The sequence below is a fragment of the Mesorhizobium sp. WSM4842 genome (genome assembly GCF_055901575.1).
The window spans coordinates 681,190-707,834 of the sequence record NZ_CM148372.1 but is presented as its reverse complement, the minus strand read 5'-3'; the positions used below and the strand labels follow the sequence as shown (position 1 = coordinate 707,834).

Genomic DNA, 26,645 nt, shown 5'->3' with positions numbered 1-26,645 from the left:
TGCGCCGTTAAGCTCGAACGCGTCGAGGCGCAGCCGAAGGGAGGAGCGAAGATGAAAATCGACGGCGGGTGCCATTGCGGCGCTATCACCTACGAAGCGGAGGTCGATCCGGAAAAGACCAGTATTTGCCACTGCATCGATTGTCAGCAGCTGACCGGCACGGCCTTCCGCGTGACCGTGCCGGCGCCGGAGGACCACTACCGGATCACCAAGGGCACGCCGAAGATCTACATCAAGATCGCATCGAGCGGCGCCAGGCGCGCCCAGGCCTTTTGCGGCGAGTGCGGTTCGCACCTCTATGCCACGTCGGTCGGCGACGGGCCGAAAGTCTACGGCATCAGAGTCGGCACGGCGCGGCAGCGCGAACAACTGATCCCGAGAAAACAGATATGGCACCGCTCGGCGCTGCACTGGCTGCCCGAGTTCGAAGGCATGACGACCGTCGAGGAGCAATAGCCTCTCAGTCGTCGCCTTCGACGACCCTTAGTCTCAGCTGACCGGTCTTGGAGTCGGCGACGCGCGCACCCGCTTCGGCCTTCGCGCTGGCCCCCGATCCGGCGTCGCCCTCCGTCGGCTGCGCGCCGAACTCCAGCGCCTCGATCTTCTGGCCGCGCTTGGTCACCTTCGACGTCGAGACGAGGATATCGTCGATATCCTTGGCCGACTGGCCGAAATGGCTCTGCAGCTTGCGCACCCGCTCGTCGAGGCGCGAGACATCCTCCATCAGCCGGATGACTTCGCCCTGGATCAGATGCGCCTGCTCGCGCATGCGGGCGTCCTTGAGGATCGCCTGGATGACCTGGATCGACAGCATCAGCAGCGACGGCGAGATGATGACGATTCGGGCACGGTGCGCCTTGTGGACAATCCCCTCGAAATTCTCGTGGATCTCCGCGAACACCGATTCCGACGGCACGAACATGAAGGCGGTGTCCTGCGTCTCGCCCTGGATCAGGTATTTTTCTGAAATATCGCGGACGTGCACCTCGATGTCGCGCCGAAACGCTTGGGCTGCGACCTTCTGCAAATCGACGCCTTCGGCGGCACGGATGGCGTTCCAGGCTTCCAGCGGAAACTTGGCGTCGATGGCAAGTGCGGGCGCGCCATTCGGCATCTTCACCAGGCAGTCGGGCCGGCTGCCGTTCGACAAGGTCGCCTGGAATTCGTAGGCACCGTGCGGCAGGCCGTCGGCGACGATAGCCTCCATGCGAGACTGGCCGAAAGCGCCGCGCGTCTGCTTGTTGGAGAGGATCGCCTGAAGCTGAACGACCTGGCCGGCGAGCGACTGGATGTTGCCCTGCGCCGTATCGATGACCGCCAGCCGCTCCTGCAGTCTGGCGAGGCTCTCATGCGTCGATTTCGTCTGCTCGGTCATGGTCTGGCCGAGACGGCCGGTCATCGCGTCGAGGCGTTGACCGATCGATTGTGTGAGTTCGGCCTGCCGCGCCCCGAACACTTCGGCGATGGCGCCGATGCGGCCCTGCATCTCGGCCTGGCTTTGCAAAATGCCGGCCATCCGCGCCTCCGCGTCACGGGCGTGGTCGGCGGCTTCGGCGGCAGCCACCGCACGCGCCTTGGCCGAGCGCCAGAGCGCGACGGCGAGCGCCACGAACAGGCCCAGAAACAGGATCGCGCCGAATGCCAGTGCGTGACCGAGCGTGATCGTGGTGGCGCCGAGCCGGGCGATTGGTTCGGACAGGATGGTGGTCAGGTCATTCATATGGGGCAGCATAGATGATTCGGTCTGACGGCACAGATCAAAACGTGAACGGCGCTGCAAATGCCCCGGTTGACGCTTTTCGTGCGAGGTCTTAGGTGAGACGCCATGTCGATCAAGCCGCTCATCATCCTTCCCGATCCCGTCCTGCGCCAGGTTTCGAAACCGGTCGAGCGCGTCGACGCCGCTTTGCGCAAACTGGCCGACGATATGCTGGACACCATGTATGATGCGCCGGGCATCGGTCTGGCGGCGATCCAGGTCGGCGAGCCGCTGCGCATGCTGGTGATCGACCTCGCCAAGGAAGACGAGCCGCCGGCGCCGCATGTCTTCATCAATCCCGAGATCCTCGAGAGCGCCGATCAGCGCTCGGTCTACGAGGAGGGTTGCCTGTCGATCCCGGATTACTATGCCGAGGTCGAGCGCCCTGCCGCCGTACGGGTGAAATATCTCGATCGCGATGGCAAGCTACAGGAGATCGGGGCCGAAGGGTTGATGGCGACTTGCCTGCAGCACGAAATCGACCATCTCAACGGTGTTCTGTTCATCGATCACATCTCGAAATTGAAGCGCGACATGGTGGTGAAGAAATTCAAGAAGCTTGCGAGGGAGAAGACGCCGGGCAGCAAGGCGCCGGGTAAGTTGGTGGGATAGGGCTCAAAAATGCCCCTGCGCGTCATCTTCATGGGTACGCCCGAATTCTCCGTGCCGACGCTGCGGGCGATCGCCGAAGCCGGGCATGAGATAGAAGCCGTCTATACCCAGCCACCGCGCGCCGCCGGTCGGCGCGGCCTGGAACTGACGCCGTCGCCGGTGCTGCGCGAGGCGGAGCGGCTGGGCGTCGAGGTGCGAACGCCGGTGTCGCTGAAAAGCGAGGCCGAGCAGCAGGCGTTCCGCGCCCTGCGGGCCGATGTCGCCGTGGTCGTCGCCTATGGATTGCTGTTGCCTAAACCAATTCTCGAGGCGCCGCGGCTCGGCTGCCTCAATGGTCACGCGTCGCTGTTGCCACGCTGGCGCGGCGCCGCCCCTATCCAGCGCGCCATCATGGCCGGCGATACTGAGACAGGCATGATGGTGATGCGGATGGAGGAGGGCTTGGACACCGGCCCGGTGGCGATGGTCGAAAAATGCGCCATCGGCCCCGACATGACGGCCGGCGAACTGCACGAGCGGTTGATGCACATTAGTGCCGCGCTGATGGCGAAAGCGCTGGCACGAATGGAACGGGATGCCCTGACATTCACCGCACAGGCGACGGAGGGGGTGACCTACGCCAAAAAGATCGATAAAGCGGAGACGCGCGTGGACTGGACGCGGCCTGCTGGCGAAGTCCACGATCATATTCGCGGCCTGTCGCCCTTTCCCGGCGCATGGTGCGAGACCGAAATTGGCGGCCGCTTGGAGCGGCTGAAACTGCTTCGCTCGACGCTTTCGGATGGCGCCGGCGAGCCGGGAGGAATTCTCGACGACCGGCTGACGGTCGCCTGCGGGTCAGGCGCGATCAGGCTGGTCGAAGTTCAACGTGCGGGCGGAAGGCCCATTGCCGCGCAGGAATTTCTGCGCGGGGCCAAGCTCGAAGAAGGAATGAAATTCTCATGAGCATGATGTCGATACGCGCGGCAACGCCGCGGGACCGCGAGGCGATCCGCCTCGTCGAGGAACACGCCTTCGGCCAGCAGGCGGAGGCCGGACTGGTCGACGCGCTGGTCAGCGGCGGCGATGCCATCGTCGAACTGGTGGCGGAAGAAGATGGACAGGTGGTCGGCCATATCCTGTTTTCGAGGCTTTTCGTGCAGAACGGCGGCAAGAGCTTTCCGGCGGTGGCGCTGGCGCCTCTGGCGGTCGAGCCGTCATTCCATGGCACTGGCATCGGCGGTGCGCTGGTCCGCGAGGCGCATATCCGGCTGAAGGACGCCGGCGAGGTGCTGGCGGTTGTGCTTGGCGATCCCGCTTATTATGGCCGCTTCGGCTACAGTCATGCGCGCGCCGAAAGGTTCGAAAGCGAGTATCAGGGCGAAGCCCTGCAGGCGCTGGCCTGGGGCGAGGCGCCTGAGACCGGCAAGCTGGTCTATGCTTCGGCTTTTAGCTCCGCGCTCGCCGCCTAACCTCATCCTGCTTAGGAATGCCGCGTTTTCGCCTCGACATCGAATATGACGGCAGCCTTTATGCCGGCTGGCAGCGCCAGGCAGACCAACCTTCGGTGCAGCAGGCGATCGAACAGGCGATCGAGAAATTCTGCGGCGAACGGGTCTCGCTGCGCGGCGCCGGCCGCACCGATGCCGGCGTCCATGCGACCGGTCAGGTGGCGCATGTCGATCTCGTCAAGGCATGGCCTGATGACAAGGTGCGCGATGCCGTCAATGCCCACCTGCAAACGGCCAAGGCGCGCATCGCCATCCTCAAGGCGGCCGTCGTGCCTGATAGCTTCGATGCGCGTTTCTCGGCGATCGGCCGCCACTATCTCTACCGCATCGTCAACCGGCGCGCGCCGGCGGCACTCGACAAGGGCAAGATCTGGTGGGTGCCGAAGCGGCTCGACGCCGAGGCCATGCACGAGGCGGCAAAGGTGCTGCTGGGGCGGCATGATTTCACCACGTTCCGCTCGACCCAATGTCAGGCCGACAACCCGGTGCGGACGCTCGATCGGCTGGATGTCAGTCGGCTGGGGGACGTGATCGAAGTGCGAGCCTCGGCGCGCTCGTTCCTGCACAATCAGGTGCGCTCGATGGTCGGTTCGCTGAAGCGCGTCGGCGAAGGCGGCTGGACAATTGCCGACCTGAAGGCGGCGCTCGGCGCGCGCGACCGTGCAGCCTGTGGCCAGGTGGCGCCGCCCGACGGCCTTTTTCTCGTTGGGGTAGATTATCCGAAAGTCGACTAATTCGGCGCACCGATGCCGAGCAGCGCCTGCAGGCCGAACAGAATGACCAGCGACGCCAGGAACATGCCGGCGAAGACGGCGGTGCCGACAGCCGCGCCCCTGCCGATGGCGACGTTTGTCATCCGCCAGGTCAGGATCATCGACAACGCAAACAAAAGCAGCGACGCCAGTACGGCGAACTCGTTGGTGGACGGCAGGAAAAGCCTGATCAACGCCGCTGGCAGCATCAGCCAGGCGATGATCGCCGACGCCCAGTTGCTGGCGACGACATAGTGGACAAAGCGTCCGCCAATGCCGGCGCGCGGCGCGACCAGGGCAAGGCCAACGAGCGGCAACACCCAGGCGCCGATGTCGACCGTCGCCAGACGGATCAGCATGCTGAAGCGCCCCGCGAATGCATTCGGATCGCCGATCTCGTTGGCAAGGCCGACCCAGCCGACGATCAGCGCCGGTGCCGCGACGATGATGGCGAAGAAGGAATTCCAGAAACCGTCGGCCGAAAGGTCGAGCTGGCGCAGCCCGTCGGCCTTGCCGAGCATCAGTCGCCAGGCGCCGGTCAGCGAAGCATAGGTTTCATCCGACGAAAGCATGATTACGGTATGCCTCGCTCGAACCAGTCTTCGATAAAACGCTGATAGATCTGCGTCAGCGTCTCGAGGTCGGCAAGCGCGACGCGTTCATCGACCATGTGCATGGTCTTGCCGACCAGCCCGAACTCGACCACCGGACAATAGTCCTTGATGAAGCGCGCGTCGGAGGTGCCGCCGGAGGTGGAAAGCGCCGGCTTCCTGCCGATCACCGCCTTGACCGAACCGCTGAGCGCTTCGATCAGCCGGTCGTCTCGGGTGAGGAAGACGTGACTCGGCCGGTCGCGCCAGACGAGTTCGTAATCGACTGGGGTCGTCTTGCCGGCCCGGTATTTCTTGCGCTTCGCCGCCTTGTCGAGACGGTTGTGGATTTCCGCCTGGATGGTGTCGGCGGTCCATGTGTCGTTGAAGCGGATGTTGAAGGTGGCGGTCGCCTTTGCCGGAATGACATTGGTGGCTGGATTGCCGACATCGATCGAGGTCACCTCCAGATTGGTCGGCTGGAAGTCCTTGGTGCCTTTGTCGAAGACCGGATGCAGCAAGGCGTCGACCAGCGTCATCAGCCCGCGCACCGGGTTGTCGGCAAGCTGCGGATAGGCGGCGTGGCCCTGGCGGCCGCTGACGATGATGCTGCCGGACAAAGAGCCGCGCCGGCCGATCTTGATCATGTCGCCCAGCGCCTTGGGATTGGTCGGCTCGCCGACGATCGACGCATCCCATTTCTCGCCCTTGGCGGCCGCCCATTCGAGTAGCTTTGTCGTGCCGTTGATGGCCGGCCCTTCTTCGTCGCCGGTGATCAGCAGCGAGACCGAGCCTTTCAGACCGCCTTTCGAACCGAGATGGCGCGCCACCGCGGCGATAAAGCAGGCGATGCCGCCCTTCATGTCGACGGCACCGCGGCCGAACATCTCGCCTTTGGCGATCTCGGCGGCGAAAGGCAGATGCGTCCATGAGGCCTCGTCGCCGACCGGCACCACGTCGGTATGCCCGGCGAACATCAGGTGCGGACCGTTGCCGGACCGCCGCGCATAGAGATTTTCGATATCGGGTGTGCCGTCCTCGGAAAATACCGGCCGCTCGACGGAAAAGCCGAGTGGTTTCAACATTGTTTCCAGTGTGCTCAGTGCCCCGCCCTCAATGGGCGTCACCGAGGGGCAGCGGATGAGGGCGGCGAGATTTCCAGCAGGATCGGTCGGCAACGTCATGGGCAAAAGCGATAGTCGAAAGCGCAAGGCCTGTCACGGCCAGACATAAGGGCCAGCCATCCCGCCGACATTATGGTTCTCATGGCGTATAGTCGAAGGCCTAACGCATGTCGCCCAAAAGCATGCGCTCGGGCTTAAAGCGCGTCGCACGAATCGCTTCAGACCCAACGCGCTTTTAGGCTGGATATTGGATGGACGGAGGCGACAAAAGGCCCAATGCTCACTAGGATCGTCAGTTCGCGGCCCGCACATGCGCCCAGTAACGGCCCTTGCCGGTGCGCTTGGCTTCGTAGAGCGCGTGATCGGAACAGGTGAGGAGGAGTTCCGGCTCGCCGCCGTCGGCAGGCGCAAAGGCGCTTCCAATGCTCAACCCGATGGGTATTGCGGTGCCCACGCCAAGGTCGAAAGGCACCGAAATCTTCTCAATGGCCCGCTTTGCCAGGTAGGTGGCTTCAATCTCGGATGTGTCGGGCAGCAGGATGACGAATTCGTCACCGCCGATGCGAAAGACCACATCCCCCGCTCGGAAAGCGCGTTTCAATCGTTCGGCCACCTTGCGCAGCAGCATGTCGCCGACCGCGTGGCCGAAGCGGTCATTGACGTGTTTGAAGCCGTCGAGATCCATGCTGAGCACGGCAAACGGCCTGCCGCCGTTTGCGGCCGGCGCCGCAAGCTCGCTGCACATGCCGCGCAGTTTCTCCTGGAGGAAGATGCGGTTCGGCAGGCCGGTCAGGGCGTCCTTGATCGCCAGATCGCGATTGTCCAGTTCGGCGCGGATCATGCGGGCGTTAATCGCATGATTTTGAAGCAACACGATGATGACGCCGGCCACATAGAACGGCACTTGAAATCCGACGATAGACATTCCGGGCGCTGGAGAAAACAGCGCGCCAACCAGGAAAGGCAGGCCTACGGCCAGCATAACGAATATGGCGTAGCGCGGAGTCGCTGCGTTGCGCGACGACACCACGCCGACGACGCCTGCGACATTCAGGGCAGCCAAAACGGCGAGCGCCATATGCCCGCTGACGACGCAGCCATAGCAGCCGAGGCCGAAAATCACCGACCACGGGCCCCCGGCGGCCATGAGGCCTGCCAGCGGCCCCGTTCCCCCACGCTTGCGGGCCCGCTCACATTCCCGCATCAGCAGGAAGCGGACGGCAAACAGGATGAGGTCGGCCGCGATCCAGGCGTAAGGCCACCGGTCGCCGGTGACGACCGCGGCGCTGACTGCCAGCACCAGGACGCTGATGGTGCCGAACAGGACAGCGAATTTGCGGTCGAAGGCGGTATCGAGAAGCCGCGCACGGACAGCTTCCGGTTCCGCTCTCATCGGCGAAGAAAACCAGGCGAACAGCCGCGCGCCGGCACTTCGCTTTCCGCGCGTTTTCGGGTTGGCCAAGGGTTCGTCGTGTGCCAGTCGAGCGCTCCGTGCCGGGCGACACAGTCTCCACGGGCATGCTGGACCAAGGTGATTAAGATTAGCTTAGGTACCTGGACGAGCCGACCGCAACGAACCGTCGATCAGGGTGATCTTTTGCCAGATCTTCCGCGACAGGTTGGAGCTCAGGGTTTCGATGTCGTTGACACCATCGACGACCACATTGTCGTTGACCGACTGGGCGAACAGCGCGGCGATCTTGCCGGTGATCGACAGCATTTCGGAGCAATAGTCGAGGTAGCGGGCGAGATCGGCACGGTCGGTTATGCGTGCCGGTGAATGCGATGTCGGCTTGAAATCGGTTGAAAGCGCTGCCGGATCTTTGGTCAGCTGATGCATGTCGATGACATGGATCAGCGATCGCAAGCTGTGAAGCTTGCGAAACACCTGCTTGCGCTTGATGCGCTCCTCGGTTCGGATCAGGGCCAGGAAGCCGAGCACCGCGAGGATGATCATGTTGATCAGGGATTCGATGCCTTGCACCGACTGGACGGCATCGTTGGTTCCCGAGATACGGCCGAGCGGCAGGATGGTGCCGACGAACAGGAACATCAGCGCGCCGGCGGCAATGGCGGCGATGACGACGCCGCGCAGCCACCAGATCGGCGCTTCCAGCGCCTTCGCCGCCTTGGCCAGATCACGCGACAGCGACACGAGTTCGATGGCGACGCCACGCAAGCCTGCATCGGGAAAACGCTCGGAGACGCGTTTTTCCAGTCGCTCGGCAGTTTCGATGATCAGTTTCGAATCAAGCGTGCGGTAGCGCATGGCTAGATACCCGACCGGCGCTCAGGATTCGGCCGGCGCATTGGTGCGTTTGCCGTAGCGATTGGGTCCGGGATCGCTTTTGAAGAAGGCCAAAATAATAAGGAGAATGGCGCCGACGATGAGAGAGATCAATGCGTAGTAGGTAGGCTTGCCGAAATCATGGAACCGCTTCGCCGTTAGCGCAAAGGTCGACCATGTCGAGACAACCACGGCGATCCACCAGGCGAGCGCCCAGTACTGACTTGCGGCAGTGCCTAGCGGCGTTCGCGAGAACTGGTAGAGCAGGAAAAGCTGAACCAGGAGCGGCAAAAGACCGGCCAAAACGTAGGCACTGGGGTTCACTCGCCCGGAAAGGCTGAAGAAAAGCCATAGAAATCGAGGTTTGTCGAGCAAGCGGGTGCGTCCGTTTTTTGCGAACGATCAATCGCGAAGCAGTTCGTTGATCGAGGTTTTGGAGCGGGTCCTGGCATCGACGCGCTTGACGATGACGGCGCAGTAGAGGCTCGGACCGGGCTCGCCATTGGGCAACGGCTTGCCGGGCATCGAGCCGGCGACGACGACGGAATTGGCCGGCACTTCGCCGTAGAAGACCTCACCGGTGGCGCGGTCGACGATCTTGGTCGACTGACCGATGAAGACGCCCATGCCGAGCACCGAGCCCTCGCGCACGATGCAGCCTTCGACCACCTCGGAGCGTGCGCCGATGAAGCAATTATCCTCGATGATGGTGGGGCCGGCCTGCATCGGCTCCAGCACGCCGCCGATGCCGACGCCGCCCGACAGATGCACATTCTTGCCGATCTGGGCGCAGGAGCCGACCGAGGCCCATGTGTCGACCATGGTGCCGCTGTCGACGTAGGCGCCGACATTGACGAAGGACGGCATCAGCACGGCACCTGGCGCGACATAGGCGGAGCGCCGCACGATCGACGACGGCACGGCGCGGAAACCTGCCTTCTCGAAATCGATGGCGCTCCAGCCGTCGAATTTCGACGGCACCTTGTCCCACCACACAGCCTGGCCGGGACCACCCTTGATGATCTCCATCGGGTTGAGCCGGAACGACAGCAGCACCGCTTTCTTCAGCCACTGGTTGACATGCCATTTGCCGTCGGCCTGCCGCTCGGCAACGCGGGCGATACCCCGGTCGAGCAGGTCGAGCGCCGACTGGATGGCGTCGCGCGTCGCGCCGCGGGTTGCCGTCGAAATCGTCTCGCGTTCCTCGAAGGCTTCTTCGACTGTGTTTTCGAGACTCGCCAGTTCGGGCTTCGACATGAATTCGCTCCATTACCAAGCTGTTAAGGGGCCGCACCTTAACCTGTTTTGAAAGTCGCCGGACCCTATGTGAAGGCTTGGTGAGGGTCAATCGCGGCTGCGTCACGGGACGGCGCCAGTGAATAATTGGGCAAGTGAATAATTGGACGGGTAGGTAATATGACTCCTATGGAAAAGGCGGGGTGGACGCCGCTGCCGCATTCGGACGAGGATCTGGAGCGGTCGAAAAGCGTGCCGGACACGCCGCAGACGCGTGCCGAGACCTACCGGCTGGCCTGGAACGATCCCGACTTCATGACGCGGCGCGAATTGCGCGCGGTCAGACTGCAGCTCGAACTGTTGAAGCCGGAGATGATCCTGGCCGAACGCGGCATCCGCTCGACCGTCATCCTGTTCGGCGGGGCGCGCATCCCCGAGCCGGACGGTGAAGCCTGGGCAGCCAAAAACGAGACGCAGAAGAAGAACCTCGAGAAAAACAGTAAATATTACGAGGAAGCGCGAAAATTCGCCCGCCTCTGCTCGCAGCAGTCGGCCACCTCTTATTATCGCGAATTCGTCGTGGTGACAGGCGGCGGACCCGGGGTCATGGAAGCCGGCAATCGCGGCGCCGACGATGTCGGCGCACCGTCGATCGGCCTCAACATCGTGTTGCCGCACGAGCAGGCGCCGAATGCCTATGTGACGCCGGAGCTATGTTTCAACTTCCACTATTTCGCTGTCCGCAAGATGCACTTTGTCATGCGCGCCAAGGCTGTCGCGGTGTTTCCGGGCGGCTTCGGCACGATGGACGAATTCTTCGAGACGCTGACCCTGATCCAGACCGGCCGCATGGAGCGCGTGCCGGTGATCCTGTTCGGCAAGGCGTTCTGGAAACGGGCGATCGACCTCGATTTCCTCGCCGAGCAAGGCACGATCACCCCCGGCGACCAGGACATCATCGATTTCGTCGACACCGCCGACGAGGCCTGGGGGATCATCAGCCGCTTCTACAAGCTTTAGCCGTGGGCTGTATCGATCCGGCTGCACGAAGCAACTGCCTCAAGCGGTGACGTCGACGATCGCGGTGAGGAATTCGGCAAGGTCGTCGGTGACGAAATCCACATCGTCCTCGTTGGCCGGGTCACGTTCCCAGATCTCCGAGAAGGTCGGCTCGAAGTTGCGCGGCACGACCAGCACCGTGGTCATGCCCAGCGATTTCGGCACGGACAGGTTGCGGGCCAGATCCTCGAACATCACCGCATTGTGGCCGGTGACGGCGTGGAGTTCCGCAAACTTCTCGTAGGTGCGGCGCGCCGGCTTGGGGTTCAGCCCGGCAGCGACGATATCGAAGATGTCGTCGAAATGGTCAAGGATGCCGAGTTGGCGCGCGGTGCGTTCGGCATGCCTGCGGTCGCCATTGGTGAAGATGAACTTGCGGCCGGGAAGCTGGCGGATGGCGGTGCCGAGAACGGGATCGGGAACCAGCCAGGAATAGTCGATATCATGGACCTTCTCGAGAAAATCGTCGGGATCGATGCCGTGGCGCGCCATCAGACCGTTCAGCGTCGTGCCGTATTCCCGGTAGAGTTCCTTCTGCAGCTTGCGGGCATCGTCGCGTGGCAGCGTCAGCAGTTCTCCGACATAGGCGGTCATCTTCACGTCGATCTGCGAGAACAGGTTCGAATGGTGCGGATAGAGTGTGTTGTCGAGGTCGAACACCCAGTCGGAGACATGGGCAAAACGGGCGGGATCCGGGAGCGTGGTCATGCAATCCTTATGGCACGAAGCAGTGCTTTTGGCAGAGGCTTTATCCACAACTTATGCGCGTTGCGAGTGGCGAAAATGGCGCCATGATTCAAATTTTAAGCATCGCCGAAAGGTGGCATTCAGGGCTTGCTGGCACAGAGTCGGTTCAGGGGGAACCAGCGATGAGCCGCATATTTCTGAAGTCTGCCGCCGTCGCTTTCGCCTCCGTCGCGGCCTCGCTTTTGTTGACGCTGATCATCGTCCCGGCAATCGGCTTCCCGTTCAACCGCACGATCTGGCTAACATCAACGGTCTGCCCGCTCGCGCTTGCCTGGATCGCTAGCGCCTACACCTTCTGGCAGGGTGAGAGGTTGAAAAGCGCCCATCGCGACCTCGCCCGCGCTCATGCACAGCTCGCCGCAGCGCATCGGCGCCTGTCGGAAAAGGCGAGCCGCGACGACATGACCGGCATGCTCAACCGCGAGAGCTTCTTTGCGGCGCTCGAGGCCTCCCGGCGTAAATCCGATCGCGGTGCGTTGCTGATCATCGATGCCGACCACTTCAAGATCATCAATGACAGCTACGGCCATCTGACCGGCGACGAGGCGCTGCTTCTGATTGCAAGCGCGATCGAGCGCGGCGTGCGCAGCGGCGACGTGATCGGCCGCATCGGCGGCGAGGAATTCGGTGCGTTTCTGGTCGGCGCCACCGAACAGGAAGCCAAACGCGTCGCCGAACGCATTCGCGGTGAAGTCGAGCTGATCCGCTTCCGTCCCGTCGATGAGCGGGTCATACCCCTCACCGTCAGCATCGGCGGTGTCACCTGCGGCGAGGATGCCGGCGTATCGGATCTGATGCGTGCCGCCGACCACCGCCTTTACCAGGCCAAGCATCGCGGCCGCAATCTGGCCATCTTGGACAGGGACATTTCCGAAGCGGCCTGAGCGGTCCCGCTCATTGAGAAATCCTAACGCTGTTTGGGCGCAGCCGGGCCGCTTACACGGCTTAAGCAAAGTGTGCAGCTAGGTCTTGGCACGGAATTGGCATTGGCCTGCCGGCTGGGCGACCACCTCGGCAAGGTGATCGGCGTGTAGAAGGCCGGCTCAGCCGGCCTGCCGAGGGATCGTGGCCACAGTGCGCCACCAATAACGCCGGCGCCGATCGGCTGGAGCGTCCGAGCCTGCCCAGCATCTAAAGTTTCGCCGGGTCGAGCGGCGGCTTGCCCTTGTGGCGTCCGATGATCGCTGCCATTTCGGCGACGTTTTGGAAGGCATCGCGCAAAACGTCGAAGGACGGCAACACGAAATAGGCGCGCTGGAACTTGTCGATCTCGTAGCTGGTGCGCATCACTGTTTCCAGATCGAAGGGGACATGGTGCGCGTCCTTGCTTTCAATCGCGAATTGAAGTTCCGCAAAGGACGACATCAGCCCGGCGCCGAAAGCCTTCAGCGGTTGGCCTGCTTCCTGTATCAGCCCGTATTCGACAGTGTACCAGTAGAGGCGGCTGATCATCTCGTCGCCGCCGAGCGCGATCAGATGCTCGGCCTTCTCGCCATACATCTGCATGAAATCGGCAAAGACCGGCTGCGTCAGCGCCGGCACATGGCCGAAGAAGTCGTGGAACATATCCGGCTCGACGATGTAGTCGAGCTCTTGTTTCGTCCGCAGCCAGTTGGTCACCGGGAAGCGGCGGTTGGCGAGGTGGACGAAGAAGGCTGGCGCGGGAATGAGGCCCGGCACGGCGACGATTTCCCAACCGGTAAGCTTGCGCAGCTTTTCGCTGACGACACCGAAATCCGGAATCTTGTCGAGCAGACCCAGCGTGGCGACGCCGTCGAGATAGGACCGGTGTGCCAACTTTTTAGTCAGCTTCGTCTGGCGGTCGCACAGTGTACGCCACACCGCCTGCTCGTCAGCAGTGTAGTTGTAGCTCTGCTCAACGGTGAAATCGGCACGGCAGACCGAATAGTCGCCGCGAAGGCCTTGTGCCGCGCATTCGCGGGCGTAATCGGCAACGCTCATCGTCATGGCTGTTCTCCCTGGAAATCACGATTAACATTATAAAAGTTTAGCCGGGTCCGGTGAGGCAAATCCGCTTTGATGATGGCCCGAACAGGCGATTTGAGGTAAAAGCCACCACAGAAAAGCTGCAGGAGAGTGAAAGTGCCTCAGTTTGACGATTTTGAGATCAAGATGCTCGATATCTTGCAGCGTGATGGGCGCAAGCCGGTGTCCGAACTGGCCCAGGAGATCGGCCTTTCGACGACGCCATGCGCGCGCCGCTTCGAGGCTCTTCAGAGCGCCGGCATCATCAAGGGCTTTGCCGCTGTGCTCAGCCGCCGCGCCATCGGCCTGATGGTCGAAGTGTTCATTCAGGTGCGCTTGGTAACCCACAGCGACGGTTCGCCCGAAACCTTCATCGCCGCCGTGCAGCGCATGGACGAGGTGTCGTCCTGCTGGACGATGACCGGCGACTACGATTTCCTGCTGCATGTGATGGTGCCGTCGGTCGATGAGCTCAACGCCTTTGTCATGCACCGGCTGATGCGGCTCGACGGCGTGCGCGATGTCCACACGCAGCTCGTGCTGCAGAACATCAAGGGGCCGGGCCACGTACCGCTTGGGCACCTCAGGCGATGAGTCTATATCTCGCCGTCTGCATTTCTGCGGAAAAGCTGCACGGAAACTGCTGAACCGGGCCAGCTGCAGGCCCAGATCGCCGACCAGGATGACCGGACCGCCATCGCAAAAGGTCCTTCATGAAAATCGTCCTGATCAATCCGCCGCATACCGCAATCGGCAGCCGCGTGCCCGACGACCATTTGCCGCCGCTCGGCCTGCTGGCACTGGGCGGCCCCCTGATCGACGCCGGCCATGACGTGCGGCTCGTCGATGCCGAGTTCGGACCGATGCCGCTTGCCGCGGCTGTGCAAGATGCGTTGAGCGATCATCCCGATTGCATTCTGATCGGCCATTCCGGTTCGACCTCGGCGCACCCGACAGCCTTGGAGATTGCACGAATGGTCAAGCACCGCGGCCCGGCGACGATGGTGATCTATGGCGGTGTGTTCCCGACCTATGACTGGCGCGACATCCTTGCCGAAACGGATGTCTTCGACTTCATCGTGCGCGGCGAAGGCGAGGCGACCATCGTAGCCCTGGTCGAGGCGCTGGACAGGCGCCGGCCGCTGTCTGACGTGGCGGGCATCGCCTTTCGCGACGATTTGCGCCGTCCCTTTGCCACCAAGCCGGCAGGCACCATCGCCGACCTTGATGAATACCGCGTCGGCTGGGACCTGATCGATGTCAGTCGTTACAGTTATTGGGGCGGCAAGCGCGCGGTGGTCATGCAGTTTTCCCGAGGCTGCCCGCATCTGTGCAACTATTGCGGCCAGCGCGGCTTCTGGACGCGATGGCGGCATCGCGACCCCGTGAAATTCGCGCAGGAGATCGCCTGGCTGCACCGCGAGCACGGCGTCGAGCTGATCAACCTTGCCGACGAGAACCCGACCTCGTCCAAAAAAGCCTGGCGCGCCTTTCTCGATGCGATGATTGCGCAGAACGTGCCGGTGCTGATCGTCGGCTCAACCCGCGCCGACGACATCGTTCGCGATGCCGACAGCCTGTATCTCTACCGCAAGGCAGGGGTCATCCGTTGGCTGCTGGGCATGGAAAACACCGACGAGCAGACGCTTGCGTTGATCCGCAAGGGCGGCAGGACTTCATCCGACCGCGAGGCGATCCGGCTGCTGCGCCTCAATGGCATCCTGTCGATGGCGACCTGGGTGGCCGGTTTCGAGGACGAGCGTTTTCGCGATCTCTGGCGCGGTTTTCGCCAGCTCATCGCTTATGACCCGGATCAGATCCAGGCGCTCTATGTCACGCCGCACCGCTGGACGCCGTTCTTCCGGATCGCCAGAGACCGCAAGGTGGTCCAGTTGGACGCCCGCCTGTGGGACTACAAGCATCAGGTGCTGCAGATGACCCGGCTCAAGCCGTGGATGCTGTTCTTCAGCGTCAAACTGATCGAACTGGCGGTGCAGTCCCGGCCCAAGGCCCTGGCGCGCATCCTGTTCCACAAGGATCCAGAGCAACGGCATTCGATGCGCTGGTATACGAAAATCGGCCGCCGCGTCTGGTTCCGTGAAGTCTGGGGCTTTCTCGCGCGGGATCGCCGTCTTGAGGACGGGCCGACGCTGGCCGCGTTCTGGGGTGCACCGCAGGACGAGGAAGAGCAATCGATGACGTTCGTACATCAGGTCCGCAAGCCTGCCGAACCCGCCATCGGGATTTCGCCGAGCGCCTGAGCCCAACAATGCCCGGCAAGCTGTCAGCCTGCGCTCAAGGCACGATCAGCGTGCCGGCGCCGTGTTCGGTAAACAGTTCGAGCAGCACGGAATGCGGCGTCTTGCCGTTGAGGATGACGACGCCCTCGACGCCGCGCTCGATCGCCTCGATGCAGGTCTCGACCTTGGGGATCATGCCGCCCGACACCGTGCCGTCCTTGATCAAGGCCTTGGCCTCGGCCACGGTCAGCTCATCGATGAGCTTCTTGCTCTTGTCGAGCACGCCGGGCACGTCGGTGAGGAACAGAAGGCGTGTCGCCTGGCAGGCACCGGCAATCGCGCCGGCGAAGGTGTCGGCATTGATGTTGTAGGTGTGGCCGTCGCGGCCCGGCGCCACCGGCGCCAGCACCGGGATCATTTCGGACCGCGCCAGAAGGTCGAGCAGCGTGCGGTCGACCTCGATCGGCTCGCCGACGAAGCCGAGATCGAGCACGCGCTCGATATTGGAGTCCGGGTCGATCATGGTCTTGCGCGCCTTTTCGGCGAAAACCATATTGCCGTCCTTGCCGCACAGGCCGATCGCCCATTCGCCCTCGGCATTGATCAGCGCGACGATCTCCTTGTTGATCGAGCCGGCCAGCACCATCTCGACGATCTCGACCGTCTTCTGGTCGGTGACGCGCAGGCCGCCCTCGAACTTCGATTCGATGCCCATCTTGCTCAGCATGGCGCCGATCTGCGGCCCGCCGCCATGGACGACGATCGGGTTGACGCCGGATTGTTTCAGCAGCGCGATGTCGCGGGCGAAGGCCTTGCCGAGTGCAATGTCGCCCATGGCATGGCCGCCATATTTCACCACGACCGTCTTGTTTTCGTAGCGCTGCATATAGGGCAGCGCCCTCGAAAGCAGAGCGGCCTGCATTTCGGCGGTGGCGGCGAGGTCCGTCATCGGCATGGTTCCCAGCTTGGCATGAACGGCGGCGTCTTAGCGGGAATTGGAGCAGGGGGCAAACGGCTTTGCTGTCACATCAGGTGAAATCGGCCCGCTTTTATGCCGGCAACTGCAGCGGCGCCCGCCGCTCCTGCCATCCCGAAATCTTTTCCATTTGCGCGGCGAAGGACAACAAGGTCTCCTCGTCGCCGGGTCGGCCGGCGGCCTGGATGCCGAGCGGCAGGCCGGCATCGGTGACATGGACAGGCAGCGCGATCGACGGCTGGCCGCTGACGTTCTGGATCGCCGGCCAGTGGGTGAACCATAGGCTCTTGTCCATCAACTGGCCGAACAGCGGCTTGAATTTCAGCAGACGGGCAAGCCGCAGCCTGTCGAGCACGTCCTCTATGAACGCATCGGCGCCCTTCGGGTCCATGGCGCCGCAGGCGAGCGGCGGATGGGCGATAACAGGCATCAGCACGGCATCGTACGGCGCGGTCTCGGTGATCAGGCGGCGCGACGTGGCGTGCAGCCGCTGCAGGCCGGCGTAGATCTCGCCGGCCGAGACGATCTCGCCGAAGCGGCTCATCAGACGCGTGGCGCGCTCGACGTCGCCCGAAACGGAGCGGCCGACGCGCAAGACTTCAATGCGCATCGCGCCGGCAACTGCCGCAGCCACCGTCCTGGCGAAGTCGGCGATGAAGTCGCGGCCGATATAGGACAGATCGATCTCCTCGATCGTGTGGCCGCCTTCGCGCGCCAATGCCACAGCCGTGTCCAGCGCCGTCAGCGTCTCGGCCGATATCGGCAGGCCAAGCGGCGATTTCCGATAGACGGCCAGTTTCAGCTTGCCGGGGTCGCGCGCCGCCGCGGCGGCAAAAGTTCCCCTCGGCGGCGGCGCCGCATACGGTGACAGCGGATCGGGTCCATGCGTCAGGTCGAGCAGCAAGGCCGAATCCCGGACCGAGCGGGCAACGGCGTGGTCGACGACCAGACCGTACCAGCTTTCGGTGACGAGCGGCGACAGCGGCACACGGCCGCGCGAGGTTTTCAGCCCGACCAGCCCGGTGCAGGCGGCGGGAACACGGATCGAGCCACCGCCATCCGAAGCATGTGCCACCGGCACGACGCCGGCCGCGACCAGCGCCGCCGCACCCCCGGACGAGCCGCCGCTGGTATGGGCCGTATTCCACGGATTGCGGGTGATGCCGAAAGCGGTGGATTCGGTCATCAGCCTCAGCCCATGTTCGGGCGAGGTGCTGGTGGCGATCGGGACAAGGCCGGCGGCCAGATGGCGTTCGGTCATCACCGAGTCGAAATCGGCAACGAAAGCCGGAATGCGGCTGCCGCCGTGCGTCGGCACGCCTTTCATGGCGATGCCGAGATCCTTCAGGGCAAAGGGCACACCGGCCAGTGGCAGCTTGCGGTCGATGGTTTTCGCCCGCGTCCGCGCCGCCTCGTAAAGCGGCTCGGCGATGGCATTGATGTCCGGGCGAGTGGCCTCGGCCCGCGCGATCGCCGCATCGATGAGCTCCTGCGGCGAGATTTCTCCCTTGCGCACCAGGCCGGCCAGGCCGATTGCGTCATGTTCCCACAAGGCCTGTTCGACGGACATTCTTGCTTCCCCCAAATATTGGCAAGCTAGAGCATCGGACCCAAAAGTGGAAACCGGTTTTGAGAAAATCCGATGCTCAAACAAAATCGGCTCTTTTCTTGGCAATCGAAGTTCACGACGCTCTCGCTGCCCAGAACGCTTCCGCCGTTGCAAATAGATTGCAATCGCCTAATTTGACAGCCGATGACGCCGCAGGATATCAGCAATCTGATTGTCCGGACTTCGATGAAGGACCGGGCTGCGTTCGATCTGCTCTACCGGCAGACCAGCGCGAAACTTTTTGGCGTCTGCCTTCGTGTATTGAAGGACCGGGGAGAGGCAGAAGAGGCGCTGCAAGAGGTCTTCGTCAAGATATGGACGAAGGCGGATCGTTTCGCCGTCTCGGATCTAAGCCCGATTTCCTGGCTGGTGGCCATTGCGCGCAATCATGCGATCGACCGGATAAGGGCGCGGCGAGAGCCTGCCGCCTACATCGATGCCGCGCTGGACGTGGCCGATCCGGCGCCGGGACCGGAGGCTGCGGCTGTTGCGGGCGGTGAATCCGAGCGCATCTATCGTTGTCTCGATGAATTGGAAAAGGACCGGGCGGCGGCCGTCCGGGGCGCCTATCTGGACGGCGAAAGCTATGCCGAACTGGCCGCACGCCATGGCGTGCCGCTGAACACGATGCGGACCTGGCTGCGGCGCAGCCTGTTGAAGCTCAGAGAGTGTCTGGAAAGATGACGCCGGCAGAGGATAGCGGACCGGAACCTGGGGGCGACGACCTGTTCGCCGCCGAATACGCTCTTGGCGTGCTTGACGCGGACGAACGCGAGATCGCGTCACGCCGCATCGACGCGGACGCCGCTTTCGCGCGCCTTGTCGATGCCTGGGAGGCGCATCTTTCGCCGATGGCCGCCGCCTATCCGGAGACAGAGCCCCCGATCAGGGTCAAGGAGGCATTGGATCGCCGGCTGTTCGTTGCAGGGCCTCGCGCCGGTCTGTGGTCGAGCCTTGCCTTCTGGCGCGGCCTTGCCGCCGCTGCTGTCGCGGCGCTGGCGATCTATGTCGCCGTGCCGTACTTCAATCCGCCGGTCGAGCAGCCGCGGCTCATCGCCTCGCTGGCTGCCGACGGCAGCGACGTCAAATACCTTGCCGTCTATGACGCCGCCCATCGCGAGGTTGGCTTGTCGCATGTCTCCGGCGAGCGCGCCGCCGGCAAGGATTTCGAGCTGTGGATGATCGAGGGCAAGAACGCGCCGGTCTCGATGGGCGTCATCCCGGCCGGTCAGACCGCGCGTATGACCATCTCCCCGGCCGTGCAGGAAAAACTTGCGCAGGGCGCCGTTCTTGCGGTCAGCCTTGAACCGGCCGGCGGTTCGCCGACCGGCCAGCCGACCGGCCCTGTGGTCGCTGCGGGCGATCTGAAGAGCATCTGATCGCCTCTGTCTGCCGACTTTTCGAGAAGATTTTAAATCTATCGCCTGTGGTGACGTTAGCTTGGAAGCATGCAGGCTGTAAGGTTCCTGCCCTGAAAATCATGCTCGCCGTTATAAAAAATAAAATTTTCTCCTGAACGGGCGAAACTCGGGCATTTATCCCCCGTATCTCCTTGCGCCCCAAAAGAGGGGAAGAAATAAACTGAGGAGATAGAAATAATGCGTAAGTTCGCCACCCTTTTGCTTGCCGGAACGGTCGCCGTCTCCGCGCTCGCCACCGCGGCCTATGCCGAAAATCCGATGGTCGGCGGCGCCGCCATGTATGCCACCAAGAACATCGTCGAGAACGCCGTCAATTCGAAGGATCACACGACGCTGGTCGCGGCCGTCAAGGCCGGCGGTCTCGTCGACTCGCTGCAAAGTGCCGGTCCCTTCACCGTGTTCGCGCCGACCAACGAGGCCTTTGCAGCACTTCCGGCCGGCACCGTCGACACGCTGCTCAAGCCCGAAAACAAGGACAAGCTGGTCAAGATCCTGACCTGCCACGTCATCGGTGCCAAGGCGATGGCCGCCGACGTCGCCAAGATGGCCATGGACGATGGTGGCGCGCACAAGGTCAAGACGGTTGGCGGCTGCGAGCTGACGCTCAAGGCCGACGACGGCAAGGTCACCGCGACCGACGAGAACGGCAATGTCGCCAATGTGACGGTCGCCGATGTCGAGCAGTCGAACGGCGTCATCCACGTCATCGACAAGGTTCTCCTGCCGAAGATGTAACGAAGGGGTCGTCGCCAGCGAAGATATGGCGGAGGCACGATGCCGAGTGCGCGGGTTCCGCTTGCGTGACCCGCGCAATCGGCAACCGTACACTCCGCGCCGTCCGCTGTAGGCGTGGGGCAGGTGCGGAGTGCCCGTTGTCGGGAGCTGGCCGTCACCAGCTTTTGATTTCCATGTGACGGCCGAATTTGGCAAAGGACATAGGGAGGAATGGTGATGATCCGGCGCGATTTTCTTTGGAGCGGTGCCGCTGTGGCATTGTTGGCAGGCACGGCAGCAGCGCTGCGCATGGGCCGGCCGCAGGACGCACACGCGACCGAAACCTTCGAGGTCACCAAGACCGAGGCCGAGTGGCGCGCGATCCTGTCCGATGCGGCTTTCAATGTGCTGCGCAAGGAAGGCACCGAATATCCCGGCACCAGCCCGCTGCTCAACGAACACCGCAAGGGCATCTTCGCCTGCGCCGGCTGCGACCTGCCGCTCTATTCCTCCGAGACGAAGTTCGATTCCGGCACCGGCTGGCCGAGCTTCTGGCAGGAGATTCCCAACGCCGTCGGCATGACCGTGGACAGGTCCCTCGGCATGACCCGTACCGAGGTGCATTGCCGCCGCTGCGGCGGTCATCTCGGGCATGTCTTCGACGACGGCCCGCCGCCGACCGGCTTGCGTCATTGCATCAACGGCGTCGCCTTGACCTTCAAGCCGGCCACCGCCTGACCTAAAGCGCTCGCGTTTGACCGGCCTCACGCGACGCGCTTTAGGCTGTTGTCTTATGCATGTCGTTATCGCAAAACCGCTGTGCACTTTTGCGCGACATGCATTAGAGCGCCGCGCGTCCTTTGGACGCGCAAAGTTGCGCTATCAGTGTCCGCCACCTCCGCCCGCCGGTTCTGCCGTTTGCGGATGACCATGGTGAAGATCGCCAGCGTGGCGAACAGCGCCGTCAAGAGATAGAACACGTCCATGAAGGACAGCAGCGAAGCCTGCTGCTGGACCATAGCAGACAGTTTGGAGATCGCCGCCTTGGACGCGTCCAGGCCGGCATTCTGCTGGAAGTCGAGCGTCATGTTCTGCAGCTTGGTCTGCGCCTCGGCACTGCCCCATTGCACATGCTCGGCCAGCCTTGCGTAGTGGAAGGCGTTGCGATCGATCAGCACGGTGTTGATGACGGCAAGGCCGACAGCGCCGCCGAGATTGCGGGTGAGGTTGAACAGGCCGGATGCATTCTTCAGCCGGTCAGGCGGCAGCGTTCCCAGCGCAATGTTGTTGATCGGCACCATGCACAGCATCATCGAGGCGCCGCGCAGGATCTGCGGCACCAAAAGCTCCCAGAAATCCCAGTCGGCTGTCAGATAGGTCATGCGCCAGGTGCCGGCTGCGAAGCCGAAGAAGCCGATCATCATCATCAGCCGCGGATCCATCTTGCGCGACAGGATGCCGGAAATCGGCGCGGTCGCGAACATCGCCAGCCCGCTGACGAACAGCGCCTCGCCGATCATCAGGGAATCGTAGCCGCGGATACGCCCGAGGTACACCGGATAGAGATAGGTCAGGCCGTAGAGGCCGATGCCGATGACGAACGAGAACAGCGAGCCGAAAGCGAAGTTGACATTGGCGAAGGCTTTCAGGTCGACGATCGGCTCCTCTGCGGTGAAGGCGCGCCAGAAGAACAGCACCGCGCCGGCCGTCATCAGGATGGCGCAGACGGACACGGCCTGGTCCTGAAGCCAGTCGTTGTTGGGACCTTCCTCGAGCACATATTCCAGCGAGCCGAGGAAGGCCGCCATGCCGGCAAGGCCCCACCAGTCGAACTTGCGGAACAGGCTGAGATTGGGCTTGTCGAAGTCGATCAGCGACCACGCCGCGGCGGTCACCAGGATGCCGGGCACCACATTGATCAGGAACAGCCAGTGCCAGGACGTGGCATGGCTGATGTAGCCGCCGACGGTCGGGCCGATGGTCGGCGCCAGCGTCGCCACCAGGCCGATCATCGGCGACACCATGGCGCGACGCGACGGCGGGAAGATGGTGAAGGCGGCAGCGAAGACGCTTGGAATCATGCCGCCGCCGATGAAGCCCTGGATGGCGCGGTAGACAATCATCTGGTCGATGTTGGTGGCGGTCGCCGCCAGCGCGCTGGCCGCGGTGAAGCCAGCCGCGGAGACGGTGAACAGCACGCGCGTCGACAGCATCCGGCTGAGAAAACCGGACAGCGGGATCATGATGACTTCGGCGATCAGATAGGCGGTCTGCACCCACGGGATTTCGTCGGAACTGGCGCTCAAACCCGCCTGGATCTCGGCCAGCGAGGCCGAGACGATCTGGATGTCGAGGATCGCCATGAACATCCCGAACACCATCGCCAGGAAGGCGATGATGCGGCGTGTGGGAATGGTATCAGGCGTAGCCGGCCTCGCCGGCGGCGATCCTGCTGTCAAGGTTGCGGTTGCCACGGCATTGCTCCCAAGCGGCCGCTCAGTTCGACGCGGCCGGTGCGGTGCGGCTGTCGACGGCGACGACGACGCTGAGGCCGGCGCGCAGCTTGCCTGTCTTCAGCACAGCCGCCGGCACGTCGATGCGAACCGGGACGCGCTGCACGACCTTGGTGAAATTGCCAGTGGCGTTTTCCGGCGGCAGCAGCGAGAACACCGCGCCGGATGCCGGCGCCAGCGACGAGACGGTGCCTTCGAAATCCTGGCCGTCGATCGCGTCGACCGAAATCCTGACCTTTTCGCCAGGCACCAGGCGGGCAAGCTGGGTCTCCTTGAAATTGGCGACGATGTAGAGCTTGTCCATCGGCACGATGACGGCGAGCTTCTGTCCGGGGCTGATCAGGTCGCCTTGCTCGACCGAGCGGTTGCCGACGACACCGTCATAGGGCGCGCGCAGCACGGTGAAGGACAGGTCCCGCGCGGCCTTGTCCCGGGCAAGCTGCAGCGACGCCAGCGTGCTTGCCGTCTCCACGCGCTGCGCCTGGAGCACACCGATATTGGCCTCAGCCGCCGCGATCTGGGCGTCGGCGCCTACAAGGGCGGCATTGGCCTGCTCGACCGCGGTCTGGGCATCATCCAGTTGAGCCTGGGTGCCGACATGCGTCTTTAGCAATTGGGCGGCGCGCGCTTGAACACGCGCCGCATTGGCGGCGGCGGCCTGGTCGGCGGTCTTCTGCGCCTGCGCCTGCTCGAGCGATGCGCGTGCCGCCTCGGTCTGGGCGTCGATGCGGTCGAGAGTCTTGCTCAAGGTGGCGATCTGCGCCTCGGCCTGGGCGACCGCTATTTTGTAGTCGCCATTGTCGACGACCAGCAGCGGGTCGCCGGCCTTGACCTGCTGGTTCTCGGTCACCTTGACCTGATCGACATAGCCGGAGATTTTCGGCGAGATGAACGCCATGTCGGCCTGGACATAGGCATCGTCGGTTGAGATCATGAAACGTCCGTCGGTCCAGTAATCGTAGCCATACGAGGCGCCTGCGCCCAGCAAGCCAAGCGCGATGATCGGCAACAGAAAGGAGCGTGCCGAACGCTTCTTTTTCGCCGGTGCCTCGGCCGGAGGACTTATTGCGGGCTCAGTCGGTGGGTTCGGCGCTTCGATTGCTGGCGCAACCTTGGCGTTGGGGAATGGACGGACTTCGGCGGTGGGGGTCGCGTTCGAGGACATGGGATCTCTCTTGGCATTCTCTCTGGAAACTGGGCATCTCTCTGAAAAATTAGTCATACTGAACCGTTCGGTTCGATGCGAACGTTGACTTAGCGCGGAGAGAGGCCCATATCAAGGGCGATCGAACCGATCGGTTCGAATATTTTTCGAGGTGTGACGTTATGACCGAACCCGACAAGGACCAGTGCGAGCTGCTGGATGGCCTGCGTCGCGGCCGCCCGGCGGCGGGACAGGACCCGGTCAAGCGCAGCCAGATCATCGAAGGCGCGCGTCGTGTCTTCATCGACAAGGGCTTTGAAGCGGCGTCGATGAACGACATCACCCGCGAGGCCGGCGTTTCCAAGGGCACGATCTATGTCTACTTCGCCAATAAGGAAGAGCTGTTCGAAGCGCTGATCGAGGAAGAACGCGGCACGATCTTCAAGAACATGTACGATATGCTCGACCGCGCCGACGACCTTCGCGAGACGCTGGTGAAGTTCGGCAAGGTGCTGTCCCTCAAGATCACCTCGGCCAAGGTCATCCAGGCGCAGCGCACGGTAATCGGCGCGTCGGACAGGATTCCCGAACTTGGCGCGCGCTTTTACGAACGCGGCCCGAAACGCGGCCATGACAAGGTCGTTGCTTTTCTCAATGCCGCCATCGAGCGCGGCCTGCTCAAGATCGACGATGTCGATCTTGCCGCCTATCAGTTTACCGAACTGTGCCTGGCGGGCCTTTTCCGTCAGTGCATATTCGCCTACCGCACCAAAGCCCCGAGCCAGGATGAAATCGACCACATCGTCAGGTCGGGCGTCGGCATGTTCTTGAAGGCTTACGGCACCGAAAGGCTTGCCGCGGAAGAAAGCACCCAGACGATTGCCCTAGAGGCAAAGTCTTAAAGCGCGTCGCGTTTTGACCGGCCTCACGCGACGCGCTTTAGGTTGTTGTTTATGCATGTCGTTATCGCAAAACCGCTGCACACTTTTGCGCGACATGCATTAGCCGCCATTGGCCGCCAGCACGATCGTCGCGCGCAATTCCTCGAGGCCCTCGTTCTTTTCCGACGACGTGGCGAGAACGAACGGAAACGCGGCCGGCCGCTTCTTGATCTTCTGCAGTGTCTCTTCGGTCAGCCTCGTCAAACCGGCCACCTTGATCTTGTCGGTCTTGGTCAGCACGATCTGGTAGGACACCGCCGCCTTGTCGAGCAGCGACAGCACTTCGTCGTCCTTGGCCTTGATGCCATGGCGGGCGTCGATCAACACGTAGACCCGCTTCAGCGTGACGCGGCCCTTGAGATAGTCGAAGACGAGTTTCGTCCAGTCGTCGACCTTCTCCTTGGGCGCGGTGGCGTAGCCGTAGCCCGGCATGTCGACCAGCGCCATCGGCGGCAGATCGGCGCCTTCGCCGGAAAATCCGCCCGGAACGAAATAGTTGAGTTCCTGCGTCCGCCCCGGCGTATTTGATGTGCGCGCCAGTCCCTTCTGATTGACCAGCGCGTTGATCAGCGACGATTTGCCGACATTCGAGCGGCCGGCAAAGGCGATCTCAGGCGGCCCTTCAGGTGGCAGGAATTTCATTGCCGGCACGCCGCGGATGAAGATCCACGGCCGCGTGAACAGCTCTATGCCGATCACGGTCTTGTTCAACGCGTTCAAACCGCTGCCTCCAGAAGAGAAATATCGGCGCCACGAATGGCATTGAGATTGTGGCTGATCTTTTCCACCGGCCAATCCCACCACGCGGCCGCCAAAAGCCGCCGGATGGTCCTGTCGTCGAAGCGCATCTTCACCGCCTTGGCCGCATTGCCGGCGACGATCGCATAGGGTGGCACGTCATGCGTCACCACCGATTTTGCCGCAACGATGGCGCCATGGCCGATCGTCACGCCGGGCAGGATCGCCGCTTCCATGCCGATCCATACATCATTGCCGACCACTGTGTCGCCGCGCAATTCTCTCGACCAGGTTGCCGGGTCGAAACCCTCTTCCCAGCCATGACCGAAGATGTTGAACGGATAGGTCGAAAAGCCGGACATGGCATGGTTGGCGCCGTTCATGATGAAGCGCGTGCCCTCGGCGATGGCGCAGAACTTGCCAATGATCAGCCGGTCGCCGATGAATGGATAATGATGCAGCACGCACCGCCCGGCGAATTTGTCCGGCCCGTCCGGATCGTCATAATAGGTGAAGTCGCCGATCTCGATATTCGGCGCCGTGACCAGTCCCTTCAGGAAGCCGACGCGGGTATGCATCGGGATCGGGTGCTTGATGTTGGGGTTGGGTCCTATCATAGATGGCTCCATCGACGAAAAAACAGGCAGGTCAAAAATAGCGCGATCCGCCCGGCAGCACCAACCGCGTGCGCAGCGGATCATCCGCGG

The 26,645-nt window shown here is 62.8% G+C and carries 28 protein-coding genes and 1 pseudogene; 14 read left to right on the top strand and 15 right to left on the bottom strand.

The window, feature by feature from the left end; all coding sequences use genetic code 11:
• The first annotated feature begins 51 nt into the window (after nt 1-51).
• On the top strand, nt 52-456 hold the full coding sequence (locus tag AC0NIE_RS03290; RefSeq protein ID WP_123147327.1) for a GFA family protein: 405 nt from the start codon (nt 52-54) through the stop codon (nt 454-456).
• A 4-nt stretch (nt 457-460) separates the two neighbouring features.
• Here the strand turns inward: AC0NIE_RS03290 and AC0NIE_RS03285 are convergent, their stop codons facing one another.
• Nucleotides 461-1,720 (bottom strand): DNA recombination protein RmuC, encoded by a 1,260-nt coding sequence (locus AC0NIE_RS03285; RefSeq protein WP_473488419.1) that lies wholly within the window; start codon nt 1,718-1,720, stop codon nt 461-463.
• A gap of 105 nt (nt 1,721-1,825) precedes the next feature.
• Between AC0NIE_RS03285 and def the strand changes: the two genes are divergently transcribed.
• The 4 genes from def to truA are packed head-to-tail and all read left to right on the top strand — an operon-like array spanning nt 1,826 to nt 4,595.
• Nucleotides 1,826-2,371: a peptide deformylase gene (gene def, locus AC0NIE_RS03280; RefSeq protein WP_473488420.1), complete on the top strand. Its 546-nt coding sequence runs from the start codon at nt 1,826-1,828 to the stop codon at nt 2,369-2,371.
• Nucleotides 2,372-2,380: 9 nt separating this feature from the next.
• Entirely contained in the window at nt 2,381-3,316 is a 936-nt protein-coding gene (fmt, locus tag AC0NIE_RS03275) for a methionyl-tRNA formyltransferase (RefSeq protein WP_473488421.1), read from the top strand.
• A complete protein-coding gene (locus AC0NIE_RS03270) occupies nt 3,313-3,822 on the top strand; it encodes a GNAT family N-acetyltransferase (protein WP_473488422.1) in 510 nt (169 codons plus the stop codon). Before fmt ends, AC0NIE_RS03270 begins: the two co-directional genes overlap by 4 nt.
• A gap of 17 nt (nt 3,823-3,839) precedes the next feature.
• Complete coding sequence (gene truA, locus AC0NIE_RS03265) at nt 3,840-4,595, top strand: tRNA pseudouridine(38-40) synthase TruA (protein ID WP_123146159.1); 756 nt, start codon at nt 3,840-3,842, stop codon at nt 4,593-4,595.
• Here truA and AC0NIE_RS03260 read toward each other — a convergent pair.
• From AC0NIE_RS03260 to dapD, 6 genes are all read right to left on the bottom strand, one after another.
• Nucleotides 4,592-5,185, bottom strand: coding sequence for a transporter (locus tag AC0NIE_RS03260; RefSeq protein WP_473488423.1), 594 nt, complete (start codon nt 5,183-5,185; stop codon nt 4,592-4,594). The two genes, truA and AC0NIE_RS03260, sit on opposite strands and share 4 nt — an antisense overlap.
• Nucleotides 5,186-5,187: 2 nt before the next feature.
• The gene (gene dapE / locus AC0NIE_RS03255; RefSeq protein ID WP_473488424.1) at nt 5,188-6,387 is read right to left on the bottom strand and encodes a succinyl-diaminopimelate desuccinylase; all 1,200 of its coding nucleotides are present in this window, start codon (nt 6,385-6,387) and stop codon (nt 5,188-5,190) included.
• Between the two features lie 232 nt (nt 6,388-6,619).
• Nucleotides 6,620-7,789, bottom strand: a complete 1,170-nt coding sequence (locus AC0NIE_RS03250) for a GGDEF domain-containing protein (protein ID WP_123146162.1) — start codon at nt 7,787-7,789, stop codon at nt 6,620-6,622.
• Nucleotides 7,790-7,873: 84 nt separating this feature from the next.
• On the bottom strand, nt 7,874-8,596 hold the full coding sequence (locus tag AC0NIE_RS03245; protein ID WP_473488425.1) for a hypothetical protein: 723 nt from the start codon (nt 8,594-8,596) through the stop codon (nt 7,874-7,876).
• A 21-nt stretch (nt 8,597-8,617) separates the two neighbouring features.
• On the bottom strand, nt 8,618-8,989 hold the full coding sequence (locus AC0NIE_RS03240) for a DUF805 domain-containing protein (RefSeq protein WP_473488426.1): 372 nt from the start codon (nt 8,987-8,989) through the stop codon (nt 8,618-8,620).
• A gap of 27 nt (nt 8,990-9,016) precedes the next feature.
• Nucleotides 9,017-9,871 (bottom strand): 2,3,4,5-tetrahydropyridine-2,6-dicarboxylate N-succinyltransferase, encoded by an 855-nt coding sequence (gene dapD, locus AC0NIE_RS03235; RefSeq protein WP_473488427.1) that lies wholly within the window; start codon nt 9,869-9,871, stop codon nt 9,017-9,019.
• 159 nt (nt 9,872-10,030) lie between these two features.
• Between dapD and AC0NIE_RS03230 the strand changes: the two genes are divergently transcribed.
• Complete coding sequence (locus AC0NIE_RS03230) at nt 10,031-10,870, top strand: LOG family protein (protein ID WP_082982714.1); 840 nt, start codon at nt 10,031-10,033, stop codon at nt 10,868-10,870.
• 39 nt (nt 10,871-10,909) lie between these two features.
• Here AC0NIE_RS03230 and AC0NIE_RS03225 read toward each other — a convergent pair whose 3' ends face one another.
• Nucleotides 10,910-11,617 carry a pyrimidine 5'-nucleotidase gene (locus AC0NIE_RS03225; RefSeq protein WP_473488428.1) on the bottom strand — a complete coding sequence of 236 codons (708 nt, stop codon included), beginning with the start codon at nt 11,615-11,617 and terminating at the stop codon, nt 10,910-10,912.
• A 161-nt stretch (nt 11,618-11,778) separates the two neighbouring features.
• On the opposite strand from AC0NIE_RS03225, the gene AC0NIE_RS03220 reads away from it, so the two are divergent.
• Nucleotides 11,779-12,540: a GGDEF domain-containing protein gene (locus AC0NIE_RS03220; RefSeq protein WP_473488429.1), complete on the top strand. Its 762-nt coding sequence runs from the start codon at nt 11,779-11,781 to the stop codon at nt 12,538-12,540.
• Between the two features lie 247 nt (nt 12,541-12,787).
• Here the strand turns inward: AC0NIE_RS03220 and phhA are convergent, their stop codons facing one another.
• On the bottom strand, nt 12,788-13,624 hold the full coding sequence (gene phhA, locus AC0NIE_RS03215) for a phenylalanine 4-monooxygenase (RefSeq protein ID WP_192364451.1): 837 nt from the start codon (nt 13,622-13,624) through the stop codon (nt 12,788-12,790).
• 135 nt (nt 13,625-13,759) lie between these two features.
• On the opposite strand from phhA, the gene AC0NIE_RS03210 reads away from it, so the two are divergent.
• A complete protein-coding gene (locus AC0NIE_RS03210; protein ID WP_029347288.1) occupies nt 13,760-14,236 on the top strand; it encodes an Lrp/AsnC family transcriptional regulator in 477 nt (158 codons plus the stop codon).
• A 119-nt stretch (nt 14,237-14,355) separates the two neighbouring features.
• A complete protein-coding gene (gene bchE / locus AC0NIE_RS03205; RefSeq protein ID WP_473488430.1) occupies nt 14,356-15,903 on the top strand; it encodes a magnesium-protoporphyrin IX monomethyl ester anaerobic oxidative cyclase in 1,548 nt (515 codons plus the stop codon).
• A 34-nt stretch (nt 15,904-15,937) separates the two neighbouring features.
• Here the strand turns inward: bchE and argB are convergent, their stop codons facing one another.
• Both argB and AC0NIE_RS03195 read right to left on the bottom strand, forming a co-directional pair.
• Nucleotides 15,938-16,831 (bottom strand): acetylglutamate kinase, encoded by an 894-nt coding sequence (argB, locus tag AC0NIE_RS03200; RefSeq protein WP_473488431.1) that lies wholly within the window; start codon nt 16,829-16,831, stop codon nt 15,938-15,940.
• A gap of 100 nt (nt 16,832-16,931) precedes the next feature.
• A complete protein-coding gene (locus AC0NIE_RS03195) occupies nt 16,932-18,428 on the bottom strand; it encodes an amidase (RefSeq protein ID WP_473488432.1) in 1,497 nt (498 codons plus the stop codon).
• 183 nt (nt 18,429-18,611) lie between these two features.
• Here AC0NIE_RS03195 and AC0NIE_RS03190 point away from each other — a divergent pair, with 183 nt between their 5' ends.
• The 4 genes from AC0NIE_RS03190 (at nt 18,612) to msrB (ending at nt 21,340) form a co-directional block, all read left to right on the top strand.
• Entirely contained in the window at nt 18,612-19,151 is a 540-nt protein-coding gene (locus AC0NIE_RS03190) for a sigma-70 family RNA polymerase sigma factor (RefSeq protein WP_473488433.1), read from the top strand.
• Nucleotides 19,148-19,846 carry an anti-sigma factor gene (locus AC0NIE_RS03185; RefSeq protein ID WP_473488460.1) on the top strand — a complete coding sequence of 233 codons (699 nt, stop codon included), beginning with the start codon at nt 19,148-19,150 and terminating at the stop codon, nt 19,844-19,846. The genes AC0NIE_RS03190 and AC0NIE_RS03185 overlap by 4 nt, the downstream gene beginning before the upstream one ends.
• A 219-nt stretch (nt 19,847-20,065) precedes the next feature.
• Nucleotides 20,066-20,623 (top strand): fasciclin domain-containing protein, encoded by a 558-nt coding sequence (locus tag AC0NIE_RS03180; RefSeq protein ID WP_473488434.1) that lies wholly within the window; start codon nt 20,066-20,068, stop codon nt 20,621-20,623.
• A gap of 216 nt (nt 20,624-20,839) precedes the next feature.
• On the top strand, nt 20,840-21,340 hold the full coding sequence (gene msrB / locus AC0NIE_RS03175; RefSeq protein ID WP_095494149.1) for a peptide-methionine (R)-S-oxide reductase MsrB: 501 nt from the start codon (nt 20,840-20,842) through the stop codon (nt 21,338-21,340).
• A 144-nt stretch (nt 21,341-21,484) separates the two neighbouring features.
• Here msrB and AC0NIE_RS03170 read toward each other — a convergent pair.
• Nucleotides 21,485-23,016 (bottom strand): annotated as a pseudogene (locus tag AC0NIE_RS03170) (DHA2 family efflux MFS transporter permease subunit).
• 82 nt (nt 23,017-23,098) lie between these two features.
• Nucleotides 23,099-24,280: an HlyD family secretion protein gene (locus AC0NIE_RS03165; protein ID WP_473488435.1), complete on the bottom strand. Its 1,182-nt coding sequence runs from the start codon at nt 24,278-24,280 to the stop codon at nt 23,099-23,101.
• Between the two features lie 161 nt (nt 24,281-24,441).
• On the opposite strand from AC0NIE_RS03165, the gene AC0NIE_RS03160 reads away from it, so the two are divergent.
• On the top strand, nt 24,442-25,161 hold the full coding sequence (locus AC0NIE_RS03160; RefSeq protein WP_473488436.1) for a TetR/AcrR family transcriptional regulator: 720 nt from the start codon (nt 24,442-24,444) through the stop codon (nt 25,159-25,161).
• A 99-nt stretch (nt 25,162-25,260) separates the two neighbouring features.
• On the opposite strand, the gene yihA is transcribed toward AC0NIE_RS03160, so the two are convergent.
• On the bottom strand, nt 25,261-25,920 hold the full coding sequence (gene yihA, locus AC0NIE_RS03155; RefSeq protein ID WP_473488437.1) for a ribosome biogenesis GTP-binding protein YihA/YsxC: 660 nt from the start codon (nt 25,918-25,920) through the stop codon (nt 25,261-25,263).
• Nucleotides 25,917-26,555 (bottom strand): CatB-related O-acetyltransferase, encoded by a 639-nt coding sequence (locus AC0NIE_RS03150; RefSeq protein WP_473488438.1) that lies wholly within the window; start codon nt 26,553-26,555, stop codon nt 25,917-25,919. The genes yihA and AC0NIE_RS03150 overlap by 4 nt, the downstream gene beginning before the upstream one ends.
• Between the last annotated feature and the right edge of the window lie 90 nt (nt 26,556-26,645).